Annotated in this window: 19 protein-coding genes, 1 riboswitch and 1 other annotated feature; of the genes, 7 read left to right on the top strand and 12 right to left on the bottom strand. The window is 43.9% G+C overall.

The genetic code is table 11. The features are described from left to right. Positions 1-80: 80 nt before the first annotated feature. A complete protein-coding gene (locus tag M3191_RS12065) occupies positions 81-1,364 on the bottom strand; it encodes a LysM peptidoglycan-binding domain-containing protein (RefSeq protein ID WP_251700630.1) in 1,284 nt (427 codons plus the stop codon). Positions 1,365-1,523: 159 nt separating this feature from the next. Here M3191_RS12065 and M3191_RS12060 point away from each other — a divergent pair, with 159 nt between their 5' ends. Next, on the top strand, positions 1,524-2,159 hold the full coding sequence (locus M3191_RS12060) for a spore coat protein (protein ID WP_251700629.1): 636 nt from the start codon (positions 1,524-1,526) through the stop codon (positions 2,157-2,159). Positions 2,160-2,226: 67 nt separating this feature from the next. On the opposite strand, the gene M3191_RS12055 is transcribed toward M3191_RS12060, so the two are convergent. Beyond that, a complete protein-coding gene (locus M3191_RS12055; protein WP_251700628.1) occupies positions 2,227-3,126 on the bottom strand; it encodes an RluA family pseudouridine synthase in 900 nt (299 codons plus the stop codon). Between the two features lie 107 nt (positions 3,127-3,233). Between M3191_RS12055 and M3191_RS12050 the strand changes: the two genes are divergently transcribed. After that, complete coding sequence (locus M3191_RS12050) at positions 3,234-3,896, top strand: HAD family hydrolase (RefSeq protein ID WP_251700627.1); 663 nt, start codon at positions 3,234-3,236, stop codon at positions 3,894-3,896. A 375-nt stretch (positions 3,897-4,271) separates the two neighbouring features. On the opposite strand, the gene M3191_RS12045 is transcribed toward M3191_RS12050, so the two are convergent. From M3191_RS12045 to M3191_RS12020, 6 genes are all read right to left on the bottom strand, one after another. Next, entirely contained in the window at positions 4,272-4,586 is a 315-nt protein-coding gene (locus M3191_RS12045; RefSeq protein ID WP_251700626.1) for a DMT family transporter, read from the bottom strand. Beyond that, complete coding sequence (locus tag M3191_RS12040) at positions 4,586-4,927, bottom strand: DMT family transporter (RefSeq protein WP_251694039.1); 342 nt, start codon at positions 4,925-4,927, stop codon at positions 4,586-4,588. Before M3191_RS12040 ends, M3191_RS12045 begins: the two co-directional genes overlap by 1 nt. 90 nt (positions 4,928-5,017) lie before the next feature. Further along, positions 5,018-5,587 (bottom strand): TetR family transcriptional regulator, encoded by a 570-nt coding sequence (locus tag M3191_RS12035; RefSeq protein WP_251700625.1) that lies wholly within the window; start codon positions 5,585-5,587, stop codon positions 5,018-5,020. Between the two features lie 141 nt (positions 5,588-5,728). Continuing rightward, entirely contained in the window at positions 5,729-6,448 is a 720-nt protein-coding gene (locus tag M3191_RS12030; protein ID WP_251700624.1) for a YetF domain-containing protein, read from the bottom strand. Positions 6,449-6,555: 107 nt separating this feature from the next. Continuing rightward, positions 6,556-7,464: a homoserine O-acetyltransferase MetA gene (gene metA, locus M3191_RS12025; protein ID WP_251700623.1), complete on the bottom strand. Its 909-nt coding sequence runs from the start codon at positions 7,462-7,464 to the stop codon at positions 6,556-6,558. Between the two features lie 73 nt (positions 7,465-7,537). Beyond that, a riboswitch (SAM riboswitch) is annotated at positions 7,538-7,644 on the bottom strand. Positions 7,645-7,698: 54 nt separating this feature from the next. Continuing rightward, complete coding sequence (locus tag M3191_RS12020; RefSeq protein WP_251700622.1) at positions 7,699-8,556, bottom strand: YitT family protein; 858 nt, start codon at positions 8,554-8,556, stop codon at positions 7,699-7,701. A gap of 196 nt (positions 8,557-8,752) precedes the next feature. Between M3191_RS12020 and M3191_RS12015 the strand changes: the two genes are divergently transcribed. Continuing rightward, positions 8,753-9,031: an AbrB/MazE/SpoVT family DNA-binding domain-containing protein gene (locus M3191_RS12015; RefSeq protein WP_251700621.1), complete on the top strand. Its 279-nt coding sequence runs from the start codon at positions 8,753-8,755 to the stop codon at positions 9,029-9,031. 91 nt (positions 9,032-9,122) lie between these two features. Then, positions 9,123-9,845 (top strand): glycerophosphodiester phosphodiesterase, encoded by a 723-nt coding sequence (locus tag M3191_RS12010; RefSeq protein WP_251700620.1) that lies wholly within the window; start codon positions 9,123-9,125, stop codon positions 9,843-9,845. 119 nt (positions 9,846-9,964) lie between these two features. On the opposite strand, the gene M3191_RS12005 is transcribed toward M3191_RS12010, so the two are convergent. Next, positions 9,965-10,282 carry a thioredoxin family protein gene (locus tag M3191_RS12005; protein ID WP_251700619.1) on the bottom strand — a complete coding sequence of 106 codons (318 nt, stop codon included), beginning with the start codon at positions 10,280-10,282 and terminating at the stop codon, positions 9,965-9,967. 182 nt (positions 10,283-10,464) lie between these two features. Between M3191_RS12005 and M3191_RS12000 the strand changes: the two genes are divergently transcribed. Beyond that, the gene (locus tag M3191_RS12000) at positions 10,465-11,409 is read left to right on the top strand and encodes a M23 family metallopeptidase (RefSeq protein ID WP_251700702.1); all 945 of its coding nucleotides are present in this window, start codon (positions 10,465-10,467) and stop codon (positions 11,407-11,409) included. A gap of 36 nt (positions 11,410-11,445) precedes the next feature. Here M3191_RS12000 and M3191_RS11995 read toward each other — a convergent pair whose 3' ends face one another. Then, positions 11,446-13,491, bottom strand: a complete 2,046-nt coding sequence (locus M3191_RS11995) for a prolyl oligopeptidase family serine peptidase (protein ID WP_251700618.1) — start codon at positions 13,489-13,491, stop codon at positions 11,446-11,448. Positions 13,492-13,594: 103 nt separating this feature from the next. Continuing rightward, positions 13,595-14,110 (bottom strand): DUF3231 family protein, encoded by a 516-nt coding sequence (locus M3191_RS11990; RefSeq protein ID WP_251700617.1) that lies wholly within the window; start codon positions 14,108-14,110, stop codon positions 13,595-13,597. 341 nt (positions 14,111-14,451) lie between these two features. Beyond that, positions 14,452-14,686, top strand: a binding site (T-box leader). 52 nt (positions 14,687-14,738) lie between these two features. On the opposite strand from M3191_RS11990, the gene M3191_RS11985 reads away from it, so the two are divergent. Continuing rightward, positions 14,739-15,902 (top strand): pyridoxal-phosphate-dependent aminotransferase family protein, encoded by a 1,164-nt coding sequence (locus tag M3191_RS11985; RefSeq protein WP_251700616.1) that lies wholly within the window; start codon positions 14,739-14,741, stop codon positions 15,900-15,902. Further along, positions 15,899-17,485, top strand: coding sequence for a phosphoglycerate dehydrogenase (gene serA / locus M3191_RS11980; RefSeq protein WP_251700615.1), 1,587 nt, complete (start codon positions 15,899-15,901; stop codon positions 17,483-17,485). The genes M3191_RS11985 and serA overlap by 4 nt, the downstream gene beginning before the upstream one ends. 127 nt (positions 17,486-17,612) lie before the next feature. On the opposite strand, the gene M3191_RS11975 is transcribed toward serA, so the two are convergent. Continuing rightward, the gene (locus tag M3191_RS11975; RefSeq protein ID WP_251700614.1) at positions 17,613-18,407 is read right to left on the bottom strand and encodes an HAD family hydrolase; all 795 of its coding nucleotides are present in this window, start codon (positions 18,405-18,407) and stop codon (positions 17,613-17,615) included. Positions 18,408-18,445 lie beyond the last annotated feature (38 nt).

Genomic DNA, 18,445 nt, shown 5'->3' with positions numbered 1-18,445 from the left:
TTATATTTCAAAAGAATAATAGTTGTTCCATCAAACAAACCATATGTGCAGTATGCACATATGGTTTGTTTTTTTTCATATTATCGCTTTCGCACTGTGAAGTTATCAGTGAGTAGCAGCCAGTTTTGAGGGAATGCTAATCCTAGCTTCCAATACATAATTCCACGTAAGTTAAATTCCTTAATCAAATTGAATTTAGCTTGGATGCTGCGTGCATCTTCGAACCAGACGTCATGACGGACTCCATTATTATCCCAATAAAGGAAGAACGGCGCCTGGGCAGTAGCATCATACTGGATATTCGCATTTTGAGTAATCGCTAAATTGATTGCCTGCTGTGGACTAAGTGCTTTTGCCGCGATTCCTGTTTCGGGCGGGTATGGGAATGTCCAGTCATAGCCGTATAAATTCTGCCCAAGGAAAATCTTTTCCGTTGGGATTTGGCTGACTGCAAATTCCACAACTCGACGAACTTGATTAATTGGGCTCACGGGCTGTGGGTCACTATATGAATATCCCCATTCGTACGTCATCAAAGTGACAAAATCGCATATTTCCCCGTGTGCTTTGAAGTCAATGCCGCCATAGACCCCTGTCAGAGCGGGACTCGATTTAGGAGGCAGTGCACTGGATAACGTCAATCCGGCCGGATGGAAGCGTGCACGCGCATTCCTCAGAAAAGTATTATACAATTCCCTATCCGCTGGCCTAATAAATTCAAAATCAAAATGAATGTCACTAAAGCCAAACCTTTTCGCGGTTTGAACAATATTTTCAAATAATCGGTTCTGTACCGTTTGATTCGTAAAGAAGACATTTGCCAGATCCCCACTGAAGGCAAAATTCTCCAAGTTGCTGATGACCATCGCATTCAACGTCCCTGCTCTTGCCGCAATTTCTGGGATATCATCAATTGGCGGGGCTTTCAATGAGCCGTCACGCTGTGCTTCATAGCTGAACATCCCTAAATACGTCAAATCCTCTACTCTGTTTCTCACTTCTTGAACGATTACATCCAGAATCGCTTCCCTCGGCTCTACATAAAGAAAGGTATCAATGACCGGTTTTCTTCTTTGAGGAAGAGACAATCGTTGGCCAATCTGCAAAATGCTGTTTGGTGAAATGCCATTGGCTCTGGCTAGCTCTTCCACTGTCGTTCCATATAACCTGGAAATCACATACAGTGATTGTCCGGGCAGCACCCAATGATAACTACCGGTGATCGGAATGACGAGAGCTTGCCCAACAACGATACGGGAAGGATTAGTCAACTCATTCGCACTAGCGATTTGCTCATAGGGGATTCCATAAGTTTGCCCGATTCCATATAAACTTTGCCCTTGTTGCACGACATGTATCAGCAATTTTATCCACTTCCTTTCGTTGACAAAATGTCCTTTATCCCATGCTATTTTTAAAGACAAGGGATTATGCGCATTTTAAAATTTTTACACGCATACACCGTCTCTTTGAAGCCATACTACTGACGATTGAAAATCATCTACAAAAGGAGGAAACCTATTTTGACGCAAAATCAATTTGGTGAAACACATCAAAACATGCACACAGGAACCGTCCCGCCACAGATGAACCATGGAGGACATGAGGTTTTCGATGTTCATGAGATGCTTTCAGGCGCTGTCGCCACATTAAACCAGGCAATGATTTTACGCCCCCATGTTAAAGACCCCGAGTTGCTCGATATTTTGGATAGGCAATACCGTTTCACTTTGGATGAATACAATATAACAGTGGAATGTTTCAAGACGGGCATGGATCCTTCCCATCCGACAAGCAGCTACAAAATGAAGCAGGGAAATGATTTTGTTTACGGCATGAAGCCGTCACAGCCGAAGAAGCCGATGCAAAATGCAAACGAGATTAATGATGAAATGATTTCGGGCTTCCTTCTTAATTCCGCAAAAACAAATGCGACGGCAAAAACAATGGCTGCTCTAGAATCGACAAACCCGGTCGTCAGACGTGTACTGGCGGATTCAGTGCCGAACTGCATTGAGATGGCGTATGAGCTTTCGATTTATCAAAACAAACACCATTATTACCAAGTGCCTCAGTTGGCTCAACAGGATATGCAATCGATTTTAAATGCGTTTGCAACAGTAGGTCAGCCAGGAATGCCGAATAATACGGTCCAATAAGGAAAAGCTGCCTTGACGCAATGTCAAGGCAGCTTTTTTAAATAAACAAAGTGAAACAATACAGCTCTTACAACGATTTATTGATAAAAGATGAAGGGATTTGCGACTCGAATTTCATTTCTTCATTTGTTACCGGGTGTACGATTGTTAATGCTGTCGCATGCAAGCCCAACCTTTTAATTGGGTTGACGGTGGAGCCGTACTTTTTGTCTCCTACAACTGGATGTCCAATTTCCTCCATGTGCACACGGATTTGGTTTTTGCGACCTGTTTCCAATTTGACTTCCAGCAATGAATATTGACGGTTCGATTTTATTTTCCGGTAGTGGGTGATTGCCAGTTGGCCTCCGTTGTCTGTCGGGTTCGAGTAGACTTTGAACGTCCTCGTTTCCTTTAACCAGGATTTGATCGTGTCTGACTCTTTTCGGACATTCCCTTCAACTAATGCCGTATAGATCCTTTCTTTCACCATTTCATCCCAATTATCCTGCAGTGTAATCTTCACTTGTTCGCTTTTCGCGAATAAGAGGACACCTGACGTATCGCGGTCCAGTCGGTGGACGATAAAGACCCGCTGCCCTGGATCCTGTCTTTTAACATAAGCCGATACTTCACTGAATGCTGTTCTTTCGTTTTTATCTTTTGCAGCCATCGATAAGAGACTGGCTTCCTTATCGACAACGATGATCGCGTCATCCTCATAAATAATTTCCAACCCTGTCAGTTTGCTTTCATTCAAAGCTGCCTTATTCGCAAGGATTTCCACTTTATGTCCAGGCAGCAGTTGATGGTTATGTTTCGTCACTGCCCTGCCGTTAACGGAGACCTGCCCTCTCGTCAACATTGACTTGACGGAATTCCGGCTGTTCTTTTTCATGTTTTCCAATAAAAACGGCAATAGTTCCGCTTCTTCATTTACTGAAAACTGAAAGGAATCTTCCCTTTTCTTCTTTTGATTCTTATGCATGTCCAGTCTCCTCACTCTCTTCTTCAATTATCCACAAATTGCCCTTTGATTTCAAACGCTGTATCATCAAAGGTAAATGTGTTTGTATTATTAGGGGGATGTATATGATGAAAGTAGCAATATTCGATTTTGATGGGACGCTATATTCGAAGGAAACTTTTCAATTATTAATGGAGCATTTGAAGCAGCATCCAACACACCGCTCGAAGTATAAATCTTTCTTTCGTAAAATTCTCCCACTATATATTGGGTACAAAATGAAACTCGTTCCCGAAGCAAAGATGAGAGAAGGATCTATGCAAATTTACGCAAATACATTAGACTCGTTATCGAAATCCGAGCTCAACAATTACTTTGAGGAAGTAAAAGAGAACATGCGGCAGCATTTCAACGCGGAAGTTGTGACGAGGGTTCAACAGCATCATAACGATGATATGCATGTCATGCTTGTATCCGGCGCTTATACTCCACTACTACATTCTGTAACGGAAGGCATTAAGTTTGATACAATTATTGGTACTGACATACCGTTTACTGCAAATGGCGTATTTGACAAAGACTCCGCCATTTATCCTATCCAAGGGAAACGCAAAACCGAGAAGATTATGGAGTCGTTGAAAGGCAACGAAATTGACTGGAAGCAAAGCTTTGCATATGGGGACAGCTATTCCGACCTTCCTGTACTTGAGCTCGTTGGAAATCCGGTTGCTGTTAGACCTGAAGAGCGATTGAAGCGGGTAGCTATTGAGAGGGATTGGGTGATTATGTAACCGATCTTTAAAATAGGACTTCTAGTTTCTTAACGGGAACGGTTAATGGGGAGAAATAGTTTCTGTGCGTTATTATTTTCCGTGTTTTATTGTTGTAATTTGAATATGTATTCCTAAACAATAGTGACCATATCTTGGATACTATTAACACCCGTTGATTTGCGTTACAGCCGGACGCTTTCCTGGGGGCGTGCGGAGCCTCCTCGTTCCGCTTCGCTCCTCTCCGGGGTCTCTCCTCTCACGCTGATCCCCAAGGAGTCGCCGGCTTCCACTCCAATCAACTAAGAGTAATCTCCGAACCTGTTTTCATTCCTTACAGGAATGAAAACAAGCGGGGAAGCAACTTTCTCTAAGTTGTTCCCCGCTTTCTACTATTCACGATAACGCCTTCAATCCAACAACGCCGATAACTATCAAAAGTAGGCTGGCGATACGTCCTATGCTTCTTGATTCACCGAAAAATAGCATATTGATCAATACTGCACCTGCAGTTCCTATGCCAATCCACACTGCGTATGCAGTGCTTACTTGCAAATAATTGAACGACATATAGAGAAATGCGAATGCTGCTCCAAATCCTCCGCCGAACAAAATGGTATTGGTGAATGTCTTCTGTTCACTATATTTATTCAACCCGACAACTCCGACAAGCTCGCTTATTGCCGCTGCGACTACAAATAACCAGCCCATCACTTAACCAATCCTTTCTTTTCATCCACGCCGTCAGCAATCTTCAGTCCGATGACGCCTACAACTAAAATGGCAATGAAAAACAGTTTGCCTGCTCCGAGGGTTTCCCCGAATATAAACACATCCATCAATGCGGTCCCAACTGTTCCGATTGCTGCAAAGATGGCATATACGGTACCCGTCGGAAGGTTTTCACAGGCTTTCGCCAAGAAATGAAAATCGACGAAGATGAAAAACACGATTGGAATCCAATGCCACCATTCGGAGGCAACATTGAAACCGAAAATCCAGACCAACTCGAAAAAGCTTGTTAGCGCTACATAAATCCATGATTTGTTCATAATATTTTCTCCTAACTGGGTGGGTGACTGACTGTCATTCATTTGTGAAATGACAAGTTGTCAAAGGAATATTGCCAATAATAAAAGGCATTAATATGCAAGGGCATGTTTCAAGAAATTCTTCACTTCATTCTTTTGAATGACCGCTTCATCTTCCTTGTCTGTATCGTATAAATAAATTTGTTCCGCAGCAGATTCGATGAGACCGATAACAAGCTTCGCCGTCCGATCGGGTTTTACTGAATCCCGGATTACACCTTCATCAATTGCTTGTTGAAGGCCTTCACTCACCCACTTATAAAATGGCGCATATACGGTCTCCCAATTTTTCAAGTGCTCTGTCGATGCTAAACCTGAATAGATAAGTGCTTGAATTTCGTGATACTCTTCATTCACTTCGAAAATCGCATCAACAAGCTGCTCCATCCGTTTTGGGAACGGTGCGTTATCCGATACTGTATCCGTCACAATCTCTAACGTTTTTGCGACCATCACTTCGGCAATTGCCGGCATGAGTGACAATTTAGATGGGAAATATAAATAGAAAGTTCCTTGAGCAATCCCTGCCACTTTCACGATATCGGATATCTTCGTCTTTTCGATGCCTTGCTTGCGAAAAACTTCTATGGCCGCTTTTATGATTCTTTCCTTCTTATCCAATTACCGTCCGCCTCTCCACTGAATGACTGTCATTCATTATACCATGAAAAATATGCGAATCGGGGTTTTTGGTCGTTTCCGTTAATTGAATATGAGGGGCAAAACAAGCTTCCCCTCATATTGAAACACCCCTTACACTATCTATTTCTTTTCAGTTCGCTGATCAATATGCAAAGTACCATCAGTCAGTATTTCCGCATAATAGACTTGCTCCACTTTACTGAACCCATTTTTCTTCAGCTGTTCATAAACCCATTCTTCAGTCAGCTTCAATTCAGTCAAGTTTTCTTTAATTAATTTCCCATCCGAAATAATTTCTGTTGGTATATATTTTGGCTCATTGCCAGGTGCTTTCACGTCTTTGCGTGTTGCAGTCTCTTGGGCCGCCTTTTTCATGACACTTAATTGGCCGTTCGTTTCGAGAATCGCATAGTTAACGTCTGCAACAGCGAATATGCTTTGCTCACGGAGCATCATATTGAGATCGTTCAATGTGAGACGGGCCTTTTTCATCCCTTGTTCACTAATTTTCCCTCTGTGTATGACGATGGTCGGTTGATCATCGAATAAAATTCTCGCTTTTTTCGATTTAATGGTTAATAAATTCACAAACACGGTTAATACAGCCCACCAAATCATTGCGACGGCACCATCGAAAAAAGGGGTTTCCGTTTGGGCAGAGATCTCAGCTGCAATGGAACCGATTGTAATCCCCGTAACGTAATGGAAAAAAGTTAGCTGTGAGATCTGTTTCTTTCCCATCAATCTTGCGAGTATCATTAGAATGATAAAAGCAAAAGTTGTTCTAAGCATCATTTCCCCAAGAGCAATTTTAGAAATTGCTTCAAAAAGCGAATTCATTTTAGTACACACCTCCATTAAAGCTAGTGTGTGATAGAACTTTTACAATATACGGTGAAAAAAAGCAAGCAGGGATTTAATCCCCGCTTTGCTTTTTCGCTTTGGATTTATTCCCACTCGTAAGGTGTTTCTTGGTAGACATAATAATTCAGCCAGTTTGAGAATAGAAGATGAGTATGTGAGCGCCACGTGTTCAACGGCTCCTTTGCCGGGTTGTCGTCCGGGAAATAGTTTGCTGGGACGTCAATATCGATCCCTTTTTTCAAGTCCCGTTCGTATTCTTCGCCGAGCGTGCATGCATCATACTCCAAGTGCCCTGTGATCATAATATGTTTGCCGTCTTTTGAAAGGATGATGAAGGCACCTGCATCTTCAGAGACCGCCAATAATTGAAGTCGAGGATCTTGTTTAATCTCATCTATTGAGACCGACGTATAACGGGAATGAGGTGCATTGAACAGATCATTGAAACCGCGTGCCAATTCGACAGTTGGATCGGTCAATTGATGACTGAAAACGCCAGATAATTTTTTCGGCAACTCATATTTATCGATGCCGTAATGATGGTAAAGCGCAGCTTGCGCCCCCCAGCAAATATGTAAAACGGAAGTTACATTTGTTTTGGACCATTCCATGATTTCTTTCAGTTCATCCCAATAAACAACATCTTCGAACTTCAAATGCTCGATTGGCGCTCCTGTTATGATGAGTCCATCGAAACGGCGGCTCTTGACATGTTCGAATGTGGTGTAAAAAGAATCCAAATGATTTTTGCTAACATTTTTCGATTCGTATGTTGCGGTATTTAAAAATGAAACGTTCACTTGCAAAGGCGTATTCCCGAGAAGCCGAAGCAATTGGAGCTCTGTCCGTTCTTTTTCGGGCATCAAATTCAAGATTAAGATAGTTAACGGACGAATATCCTGGGTCGTCGCCCGCCCTTCATCCATGACGAAAATCTTTTCTTCTTTCAACAATTCACGTGCCGGTAAATGCTCAGGTATATTGATTGGCATTACGTTTCCCCCTTTATAATTAAAAATCCCCCCGTTCCAAAAGATAGGAACGAGGAGATGCATTTGTTTTTCGTTCTTATCTCTCAAGATTCACATCTTGTTGGAGGTAGCACCTTCCTGTAATTACAGAGGTTGCTGAAGCTTCAACGGGCCAAATCCCTCAGCTTCTCTTGATAAGAATTATTCAATTAAGATTATTATATCATCTTTATTGGAATTGTATACCGGTTTCTTTTAACGATGAACCTTCGCTTTTGAAAAACCGAGTCCTAGAATTTCAGATGCATTCAGGAAAATAACAAAGGACGATGGCTCAGCCGTTTGAAGCAATTTCTTCAAATAAACGGCTTCGGACTGTTCCACAACGCAAAGAATCATTGTCTTCTCGTCGTTTGAATAGCCTCCCGTTGATTTCACTTTCGTCAATCCCCGATCAATTTCATTCTGGATGACTGACTGGATCTTCTCTTCGTGTTCAGTAATGATAAGGACAAGCTTTGTCGGCGACGTTTGGAGCTGGACGAAATCAATCACTTTGCTCGTTACATAAATCGACATGAGTGCGTATAAGGCAAGCTCAAAATTGAATACGAAAGCAGAAGTGACAACGACAACCCCATCAACAATCAATTGGGAAAATCCACTTGATATGCCTGTGTATTTTTTTAGGAGTTGGGCAATCAAAGCCGTTCCGCCTGTCGAGCCATTCCCCCTGTAAACGATTCCTAACCCGATGCCTAGCATGATGCCGCCATAGATGGAACTAAGAAACGGATTGTCGACGGATAACTGAAGGCCCCCCGTCAAATAGATGACAAATGGGACAAAAAAAGTACCGACTATCGTCTTTGCACTGAACTCTTTCCCTGCGAGCAAAAGCCCCAGTATGATGAGCGGGATATTTATCATCCATTGCACATATGCAGGATTATATCCGAATAATTCATACAGGATTGTACTGACCCCCGAAATGCCGCCCGCCGCGATACGCGCCGGCAAGAAAAATATATTGAATGCAAGTCCGACCAAGGTCGCTCCAGCAATGATCTGAATATAGTCAAATACGACGGGTCTCTTGTGGATGATTGACATGTTGGTTCCCCTTTCTAAAATGACTTTCCTATTCTATCAAAATAAATCACATACTTAAACGTTTTAAAGCAGTTAGAAGAGGAATAGAGAGAATAGGAGAGAAAAAGAGATTATACTCATTTTTTTGTATTTTTCTAATTTACTGGTATAATAGTAGGACAAGTAACAATAATACTAAGTTTCAAGGAGGATCATGATGCGTAGCTTAGGTATTGTCAGGAAAGTTGACCATCTCGGCAGGATTGTAATCCCAAAAGAATTGAGAAATACATTGAAACTTGATAAAGGTGCACCAATGGAAATTTTCGTGGATGACGATATGATCATTTTCCGTAAGTATGTTGTGGACTCGGCTTGTATCGTTACCGGGGATATCACCCCAGAAAACAAAAGACTGTCCAACGGCATGTATATAAGTCCTGAAGGAGCAGAAATCCTGAAAAAGGAAATTGAAGAACGAAAGACTTGGGAATGACAATATTCCCGAGCAAGTGGGCAACGGGACTAAATCCGTGCCCTTTTGCTGTGAGCGAAAGGTAATGCCAAACGGAATCGGAGGAAGCTAAATGGAGATATTCGCACATAGGGGAGCTTCAGGAAACTATCCAGAAAACACAATCGCTGCCTTCATGGAGGCCGCTCGCCTCCCCATCTTTGGCGTTGAATTCGATGTACATATGACAGCAGATGGAGAACTTGTCGTCATCCATGATGAATCGATCGACCGCACAGCGGATGGAAAAGGATATGTGAAGGACATGTCCTTGGCGGAATTGAAAAAGCACGATTTCGGCAACTGGTTTTCACCCGAATTCAAAGGAGAAACAATACCTACACTCGCTGAAGTCCTCGATGTTTTCAATCCGACTGATCACAAATTGAACATTGAATTGAAATCGGATATCTTCCCATACGAAGGAATGGTCGAAAAAGTTCTTGATTTGATTGCGGAGAGACAAATGGAATCGCGCATCATCATTTCATCATTCGATCATAGTGCCGTCCGTACCGTAAAGCGGTTTAATCCTCAAATTGAAACCGCTGCCTTATTCATGGAAGTGCTTGTCCACCCAGTGGATTATCTCAACAAAATACCAGCTGATGCACTCCATATCCTATTCCCGGCAGCACTTCGTCCGACCATCGCTGAAGTGATTAACAGCGGCATGCCGGTCAGAACATTCACAGTCAATGACGAGACATACGCACATACCTTGAAACAAGCCGGAGTACAAGCCATCTTCACAGACTACCCGGGAAAAATGTATTCCTTTTTAACTTCCAATTAAAAAGAACAAGAAGATGAATGCCGGCTTGATATGAAAGGCTCCGCATAGAGTAGAGATCCGTTTCCATAATAAAAAAGAGATATCGCCAATCCATACTAGGATGGCGATATCTCTTTTCATTATGCGCTCAAACTGTTAATAAACTCCTCAATCTCTTCCTTCGTCTTCCGGTCCTTACTTACAAAACGCCCGACCTCTTCCCCACTATGGAACGCAATAAAGCTCGGAATCCCAAAGACATCCAATTGCTGGCAAATCTCAATAAAATCATCACGGTCCACGTAAATGAATTGATACTCCGGATAATCCGCTTCCAGAGCCGGTAGGAACGGCTCAATCACCCTGCAATCCGGGCACCAATCCGCTGAAAACATGAACATTGTCCGCTCTTCATTTTTCAACTGCTCAAACTGCTCAACCGATTGTAGTTTTTCCATTCGTCCTCTCCCCTTCCATAACATCTCTTCTAAAGTATATCACTCAAAAATGAAACCATCCTTTGACGCAACTTCTCTAACGAAAACAAAAGTAATGAAATCGATCGATCGGGGAATTCTAATCATTCAACAAAGGAGGTTTCCCAGTGCGTATCCAATATGTAATTGCTTCGATAGGTGCAATGTTCTGTCTCTGTCTGTCCATCAACATTGTCTCCGCTTCCGATCACAAAAGTGAAAAGGAAATTATGGAGGAACGGATGAGTTTTTATTTACAATTCTCAAACGAGCTGGTTCCTTGGTATCACCTTGCTGCAATTGATCAATATGAACGCAACATCCAGCAAGTGCGTAATGATATTCCAAAAGCCGACGGACCTATTTCCATTCAATACCCCGTTGAACATTGGTTCGGTATATTGAACCCGGATCCCTCGGATAATTCACCGGACACACTCGCACTTTTCGGCGGCCACGGTTCTGACGGCAACGGGGATGGGGTAGCTGACCAATCCGACCCAGCGGATGTACTCATGACGATGTATTCCCATTTAGCGATGTACGGACCAGATGAAAATGCATTTAAAGCTGCATTATGGCACTACTATAAACGGGAAATGACGGTAAATCAGATTCTTACAATCGCCAAACTGTATAAGCATTTCGAAACGGCCGAGCTGGATAGGCATGTATTTCCTATCCCGAAAGGACATCATTATACGTATCGCGGTACATGGGGCACGAGCCGCGGATGGGGAGGTCGCCGCATCCATGAAGGGACAGACCTTTTTGCGGGCTACGGCGTTCCTGTCGTCGCCACTTCCTATGGTGTCATCGAAGTGATGGGATGGAACCAATACGGGGGATGGCGCATCGGTATTCGGGATAACCATAACACCTATCATTACTTTGCCCATTTGGCTTATTTTGATAAGGGCATCAAAGAAGGCGATATTGTAGAACCCGGGACGCTTCTCGGCTTTGTTGGCAGCACCGGATATGGGAAAGAAGGAACATCTGGGAAGTTTCCTCCTCATCTCCATTACGGATTGTATAAATACAATGGCAGGACTGAATGGGCTTTCGATCCGTATCCAGCCCTTCGGAATTGGGAACGGCAAAAATAGGGAGAGGCCGTCTCGCTCTCGAGACGACCTCTCTTTTTAGATAGTAACGCCTAGCGTTTTGAAGAGAAATGAATAGACATCGGTCTGTTCTTCAATGATCTTGACTGTCGGCTTTCCGAGACCATGTCCTGCATTCTTTTCGACACGAAGCAAGATCGGATTTTCACCTGAATAAGCTGCTTGCAATGTCGCAGCAAATTTCATGGCGTGCGCAGGTACGACACGATCGTCCGTATCCGCCGTCGTAATCAAGGTAGGTGGATACTCAACGCCTTCCTTGACATTATGAAGAGGAGAATACTTGATCATCGTAGCGAAGTCTTCGGCATTCAACTCAGCATTTCCGTAATCAGTCACCCAATAGCGTCCCACCGTGAATTTGTGGTAGCGGAGCATATCGATTACAGGCACTTGACAAATTGCCGCCCCGAACAAATCGGGACGCTGAGTGATGCTTGCTCCAACAAGCAAGCCCCCATTGCTGCCTCCCATGATTGCAAGCTTCTCCTTCTTCGTATAACCTTTTGAAATAAGCCACTCTGCAGCCGAAATGAAATCATCGAATACATTTTGTTTACGTTCCAATGTACCTGACTTGTACCATTCTTCTCCGAATTCGCCGCCGCCTCTTAAATTGGCAACCGCATATACGCCGCCTTCCTCAATACACATGCGCAATGCTGGTGAGAAGGATGGTGTCAAACTGACATTGAAACCGCCATATCCATAAAGAACGACTGGGTTTTCACCATTTAGGACCAGTCCTTTTTTATGAGTCAAGAACATCGGGATCATCGTTCCGTCCTTCGATGGGTAAAAGACTTGAGTCGTCTCGAATCCTTCCGACTTGAATTTATTTTCCTCCTGGAATATTGACGTCAGTTCCCCGTCCTCGAAGCTATAGCTTGCAATTGCATTCGGAGATAAGTAGGATGTGTAACCGATGAACATCCACGGTTCCTCTTTCTTGCCTGCCAAACCAGTCAACGAAATAAATCCTGGCAATTTTACGTCAACCCCACGCTTGCCTTCCAGGTCAAAAACTTTCAGTTCATAATGCGCGTTATGCAAATAGCCAACTACGATTCTTCCATTGATGATCTTTCCGAAAGACAATACATCGGTAGTCTCCGGAATTACATCAATCCAATTTTCCTTCGACGGATTGTCCAAATCCACTGAAATAATTTTTTCGTATGGTGCATCGACATTTGTAAGGAAATAGAATGTGCGTCCTTCATTGCCGATGAACGAGTATTCTCCATCGCCTTTATCGAACAGATAGACAAATTCCTCATCTTTTTCCAGGTCTTTATAATAAATCCTGCTTTTATTTTCCGTTCCTTTCCATACATTCAGGATCAGATACCGATAGTCATCAGACAACATCGGATTGAAGGAGAACTCCTTGTTGTCAGGATCTTCATAGATGAGTACATCATCGTCCTGCCCAGTGCCTGCTTCATGCCAATACACCTTGTTGTAATAACTTTGTTCTTCGGCCGAAACAGTAGCTGGATCAGGAAAACGGTTGTAGAAGAATCCTGTACCTTCTTCATTCCAAGCAATGCTTGAGAATTTGCAAAATCGAATCAGGTCGGATTCATCCTTCCCTGTCTCCAAGTTTTTTATTTTTATTTCCTGCCAGTCACTTCCGTTGAGTGAAATTCCATATGCCAATCTCTTGCCATCCTTCGAGAATGAGAGATTCGTTATGGCAGCAGTGCCCTCGTCATTCATAGTATTCGGATCCAATACGACTTCCAAGTCTTTGGAGTTAAGATCTTTTGTACGGTAAAAGACGGATTGATTTTGCAGGCCATCGTTTTTGTGCAAATAAAAATAGTCTCCTTCTTTTTGGGGAACAGTATACTTTACATAGTTCCACGTTTCTGTCAGTTTGTTTTTCACTTTTTCACGATCCGGGAATGTCGCAAGGAAATCTTGAGTCCGTTTATTTTGTTCATCTACCCATTGTTGTACTTCAGGGTCTTCAGGATTTTCCAACCATCTGTATGGATCGCGAATATCGGTCCCATGAAAATTTTCAACTACATCCTCTTTTCTAGTAAACAATACCATTACATTTCCCCCTTTTCACTCTTACAATTGATATTTTACCACATTGTTCAGAAAAGTGAGCATATGAAAAGCAGCTGAGTGTAATCAGCTGCTCAATCTAATCTCATTTACTATTCGGGAATGCGGCACCATGCATAGGAGGAGGGATGATCCAACCTTTTTCCTTATTCAGACGGAGTAATCTCATACCAAACAAAAGTCGATCTGCATGAAACTTACTGAACATCATTGCAATGTCTTCTCTTAAGCATTGGCCGATCACCTGACTGCATGAGACAAGACCTTGACCGACGTTTATGGAAACGGCTCCACTGATTTCGGGATCCATGTACCGTGCACCGACCGGAATGTCTTCCGCTTTTGCAACTGCTCGATCAGGCAATGTCGGAGGAGGCGTCACACCGTTTTCTTTAAGTACTTTCTCGACTTCCTTATTCTCGTCCTTCATCATTTCAACCGCGTCTTTAAGAAGCTCAATCAGGTCCTCATCGCCAGCATGATTGATGAAACCTTGATATCCGCTAATTAACCCTTTGTTCGCGCCTGCATATGCCCAACAACCGAGGACTTCACCATAGTGCATTGGCTCTTCTTTCGGATTTCCATTTAAAATGCCCAATTTTTCTCCCTCTTTTCTTAAACTTTTCCATTGATATTATGGTGTTGCAATTATGATGTGATGCCTGTGGTATTTTATACATTCGTTCCTCATTAAAAATTTGTAATTGACATTTTCACAATGTTTGGTAAGATACATTGCAATACAATATTCAAGAATCCCGAATTTCTTAGTGCGCATTAAATAACGAACGTTTTAAAAACAATGTTATGATTAGTTCGGTTTTTATGCGTATTTCTTGAAGATTATACTGAGCTTCGTTTTTTATATTGAAAATAAACGAACATTAGGTTGACATTCAAAAATTACATGCTATGATTGTCATTAATTAAATAATTCGATGAACGATTTGGACGGAGACAGGCTTTGCGGAACGGAATCCATAGAGAGCTGATGGTTGGTGGGAATCAGCGTTTCTGACGTAGAGCAGCACTCTTGAATCGGTGGACTGAAACTTCATTTTCAACTTGTTAAGTAGGCTCACCCGGAACATGCCCGTTATGCATGCAATGAAGGCTGTCGTCATGACAGCGAAAAAGGGTGGCACCGCGTAGCTGATAGCTTTTCGCCCCTTGCATGAATTTGCAAGGGACGGAAGGCTTTTTTATATTCCAAGGAGGAGATTGATATGTTGCAAGATCAACAATATTTACGAATTCCAGGACCGACGCCCATTCCACCGAGTGTACAACGGGCGATGGCTCAGCCGATGATCGGCCACCGGGGAAATGAGACGTCCGATTTGCTCCGCTCCATCAAACCCCGACTGAAAAAAGTGTTCGGGACCGACCAGGATGTAATGATCATTACGGGAAGTGGAACATCAGGTTTGGAAGCGGCTGTCGTCAATGCAGTAAAACCGCTTGGCGAGGTCCTTGTCATTGTGACCGGCGCATTCGGTGCTCGTTTTGTACAGATTTGTGAAGCGTATGGCATTCGGGTGCACATGTATGAAGTCGAGTGGGGCCAAGCATTTAACCCTCATGAAATCCAGGAATATCTTCGGAAATTCCCGGAGGTCAGTGCCGTTTTCGCAACATATTGTGAAACATCGACAGGTGTCATGAATCCGATTCACGAACTTGCTTCTGCGGTGAAGGAAGTATCCGATGCCCTTATTATCGTCGATGGTGTGTCCTGTGTCGGCGGCGTGGAGACTAAAATGGATGAGTGGGGCATAGATATCATGGTGACCGGCTCGCAAAAAGCGTTTATGCTGCCTGCCGGACTAATGTTCATCGCGGTAAGCGAGCGGGCTTGGGAAGTCGTTTATTCCAATCCGAACCGGGGTTTCTATTTGGATTTGTCGAAGTATCGGAAGGACCTGGAAAAGGATACGACACCCTTCACCCCTGCCCTTTCCCTTTTATTCGGACTCGATCAAGCGCTTGAATTGATGGATACGGAAGGGCTCGAGAACGTGTATGGACGTCACACGCTCATGAAAGAAATGGTGCGTGAGGCTTTCAGGGCACTCGAAATCCCTTTACTGACGAATGACGAAGATGCGTCGGATACAGTAACTGCTGTCCAGCCCGAAGATTTTGACGCAGAGGAGTTCCGGAAAGTGATCAAGAAGGAATTCGGACTATCTGTTGCCGGCGGGCAGGAGAGATTGAAGGGGAAGATTTTCCGCATAGGACATATGGGTTACTGCTCCCCTGCCGATATATTGCAGACTCTCGGCATGATGGAAATTGGGTTAATTAAAGCTGGAAAAAATATAGAGCTCGGCCAAGGTGTAGCGGCAGCGCAGCGAATCTATTTGGAAAAAGGGGAGAATGACCGATGACGTATCATATATTGATCGCTGATCCGCTAAGTGAGGAAGGGATCCATCCGCTGAGGCAAGCGGATGGGCTGGAAATCACGATTGCTACCGACTTGTCAAAAGAGGAGCTGCTGGAAAGAATTAAAGGGTTCGATGCTCTTCTCGTACGGAGTCAGACACAAGTGACTCGAGAAGTGATGGAAGCCGCTAGTAATCTGAAAATCATCGGACGTGCGGGTGTCGGCGTCGACAATATCGATTTGGACGCCGCCACGGAGCATGGCATCATTGTTGTCAATGCGCCTGACGGCAACACGAATTCTGCCGCTGAGCATACAATCGCGATGCTGACAGCGTTGGCCCGGAAAATTCCTCAAGCCTTCAATTCATTGAAAAATGGTAAATGGGACCGGAAATCGTTCATCGGTGTAGAGTTGAAAAATAAGACACTCGGCGTCATCGGACTTGGAAGAATCGGTGCAGAAGTTGCAGCCCGTGCGAAGGGTCAACGGATGAACGTTATCGCATATGATCCTTTCTTGACAGAGGAAAAGGCGCAAAAAATGGGGATTGGCTTCGGGACAGTGAACGACGTTTTGATAGCTGCTGATTTCATTACAATCCACACTCCTTTATTGAAGGAGACCCGCCATTTATTAAATGAAGAAGCTTTCGGGAAGATGAAAGACGGCGTACAGATCATTAACTGCGCCAGAGGGGGAATCATCGATGAAGATGCATTGTACGGGGCAATCGTGTCGGGGAAAGTCGCCGGGGCTGCCCTTGACGTTTTTGAAACAGAGCCGTTTGTCGATCATCCACTGCTCTCGCTGCCTGAAGTGATTGCAACTCCCCATCTAGGGGCCAGCACGGTGGAAGCGCAAGAAAGTGTCGCCGTCGATGTCAGTATGGATGTCGTGAACTTCTTCAAAGGAGATGCTGTCCGAAATACAGTCAACCTGCCGTCCGTCTCGAAGGAAGTGTTGGCCAAGATTGCGCCTTTCTACGACTTGGCTGAAAAGCTGGGGATTTTCCTATCGCGAATGACTGATGAGACGATTGAGGAAGTGAATATCAAGTACGCAGGAGAGCTTGCCAACTACGATGTGCGCGCATTGACCCGTAATACGGTTAAAGGCATTTTGAAGCGCAACCTTGGCAACCATGTCAATGATGTTAATGCGAAATTTTTAGCCGAGCGTTTTGATATTAAAGTGAATGAGCATAAAACGACAGCCAGTAAAGGCTTCCTCCACTTGATCACTGTAGAAATCGTCACTTCCAAGTTTACACATCGTGTGGCAGGCACTTTGCTGAATGGTCTTGGAGCGCGCATCGTGAAAGTCGATGATTACGTGGTCGATGTTGTGCCGGATGGCCATCTTCTATTCATTAAACATAAAGACCAGCCGGGAGCGATCGGGCGCGTTGGAACGTTATTGGCACAGAAAAACATCAATATCGCGACGATGCAAGTCGGCCGTTCCACAGTCGGCGGTGATGCCATCATGATGCTCACAATCGATAATGGCGTTGAACAGGCTGAAATTGGGGATTTGACTGAGCTAGGAGATATTTATGAAGTGAAAGCGATCGATCTTTGACGTAATAGCGATGCAGATAGAATAGAATGGACCTTGACCGCAGAAGAGTGGGCTTGGAGGCAGATAATTGAGCCCTTACGCGAATAATGGAGCCCTTGCTAAGAAGAGTGAGTCCCGGAATCCGGGCTCACTCTTTGTTTACCTTGTCCAATATCGGAAACAGCTGCTCGAGATGGCTGATTTCAAAAGTCGGATGGATATCCGGGTTCCCTGCTTTCCCTTCACGGTTAATCCACACGGACCGCATCCCTACGCGTGATGAGCCCAAAATATCAGTCATTAAATTGTCACCAACCATCAATGCCTCAGCCACGGAGCTGCCTGTTTCCTCCAATACATGCTCAAAAATGGAAGGGTCCGGTTTCCCTTTGCCAAAGGCTCCCGATATGACAATTGAGTCAAAATAAGGTTCCAACTCCGGAGTGATTTCCAATTTCGTATTTTGAAGCGACGGAGAGCCGTTCGTCAATAATACTAGCGTATACTTGCCTTTCAACTGCTCCAGAACCGAAAAAGTTTCGTCGTAAACGAATGGGGATTTTTTTCGCTCCTCAATGAACCGGGCTGCTAGTTCCGCTCCTATTTCCACATTCGTAATACCAAGTTTCGCAAGCCCTCTCGTCCACGCACTGCGCTGGTATTCAGGAATGATTTCCTTCATTCGTTTGAATTCCTCGCCAAGATCGTCGAATGTCCCCCATAGCCCTTCAAAAGGATTGATCCCGATCATTTGTGTGAATTCATATGTATCATAGGCTGCGTAAATTTCTCTCGCCTCTTCACGGACCGCCGCCTCCAGTTTAGAGGCATGTATATTAAGGCTTTCCTCTGCATATTGACATGTCTTAGCGAACGCCGTGGCAATACTTTTTTCATCCCATAATAGCGTATCGTCCAAGTCAAAAATGATTGTACGAATCATGTGTCATCTCCCCCTTCACTTCATTATACATAAAAAAA

Source organism: Sporosarcina luteola (assembly GCF_023715535.1).
Taxonomy (GTDB): Bacteria; Bacillota; Bacilli; order Bacillales_A; family Planococcaceae; genus Sporosarcina; species Sporosarcina luteola_B.
The sequence above is the reverse complement of the archived record's forward strand: the minus strand, read 5'-3'. Positions and strand labels throughout refer to the sequence as shown.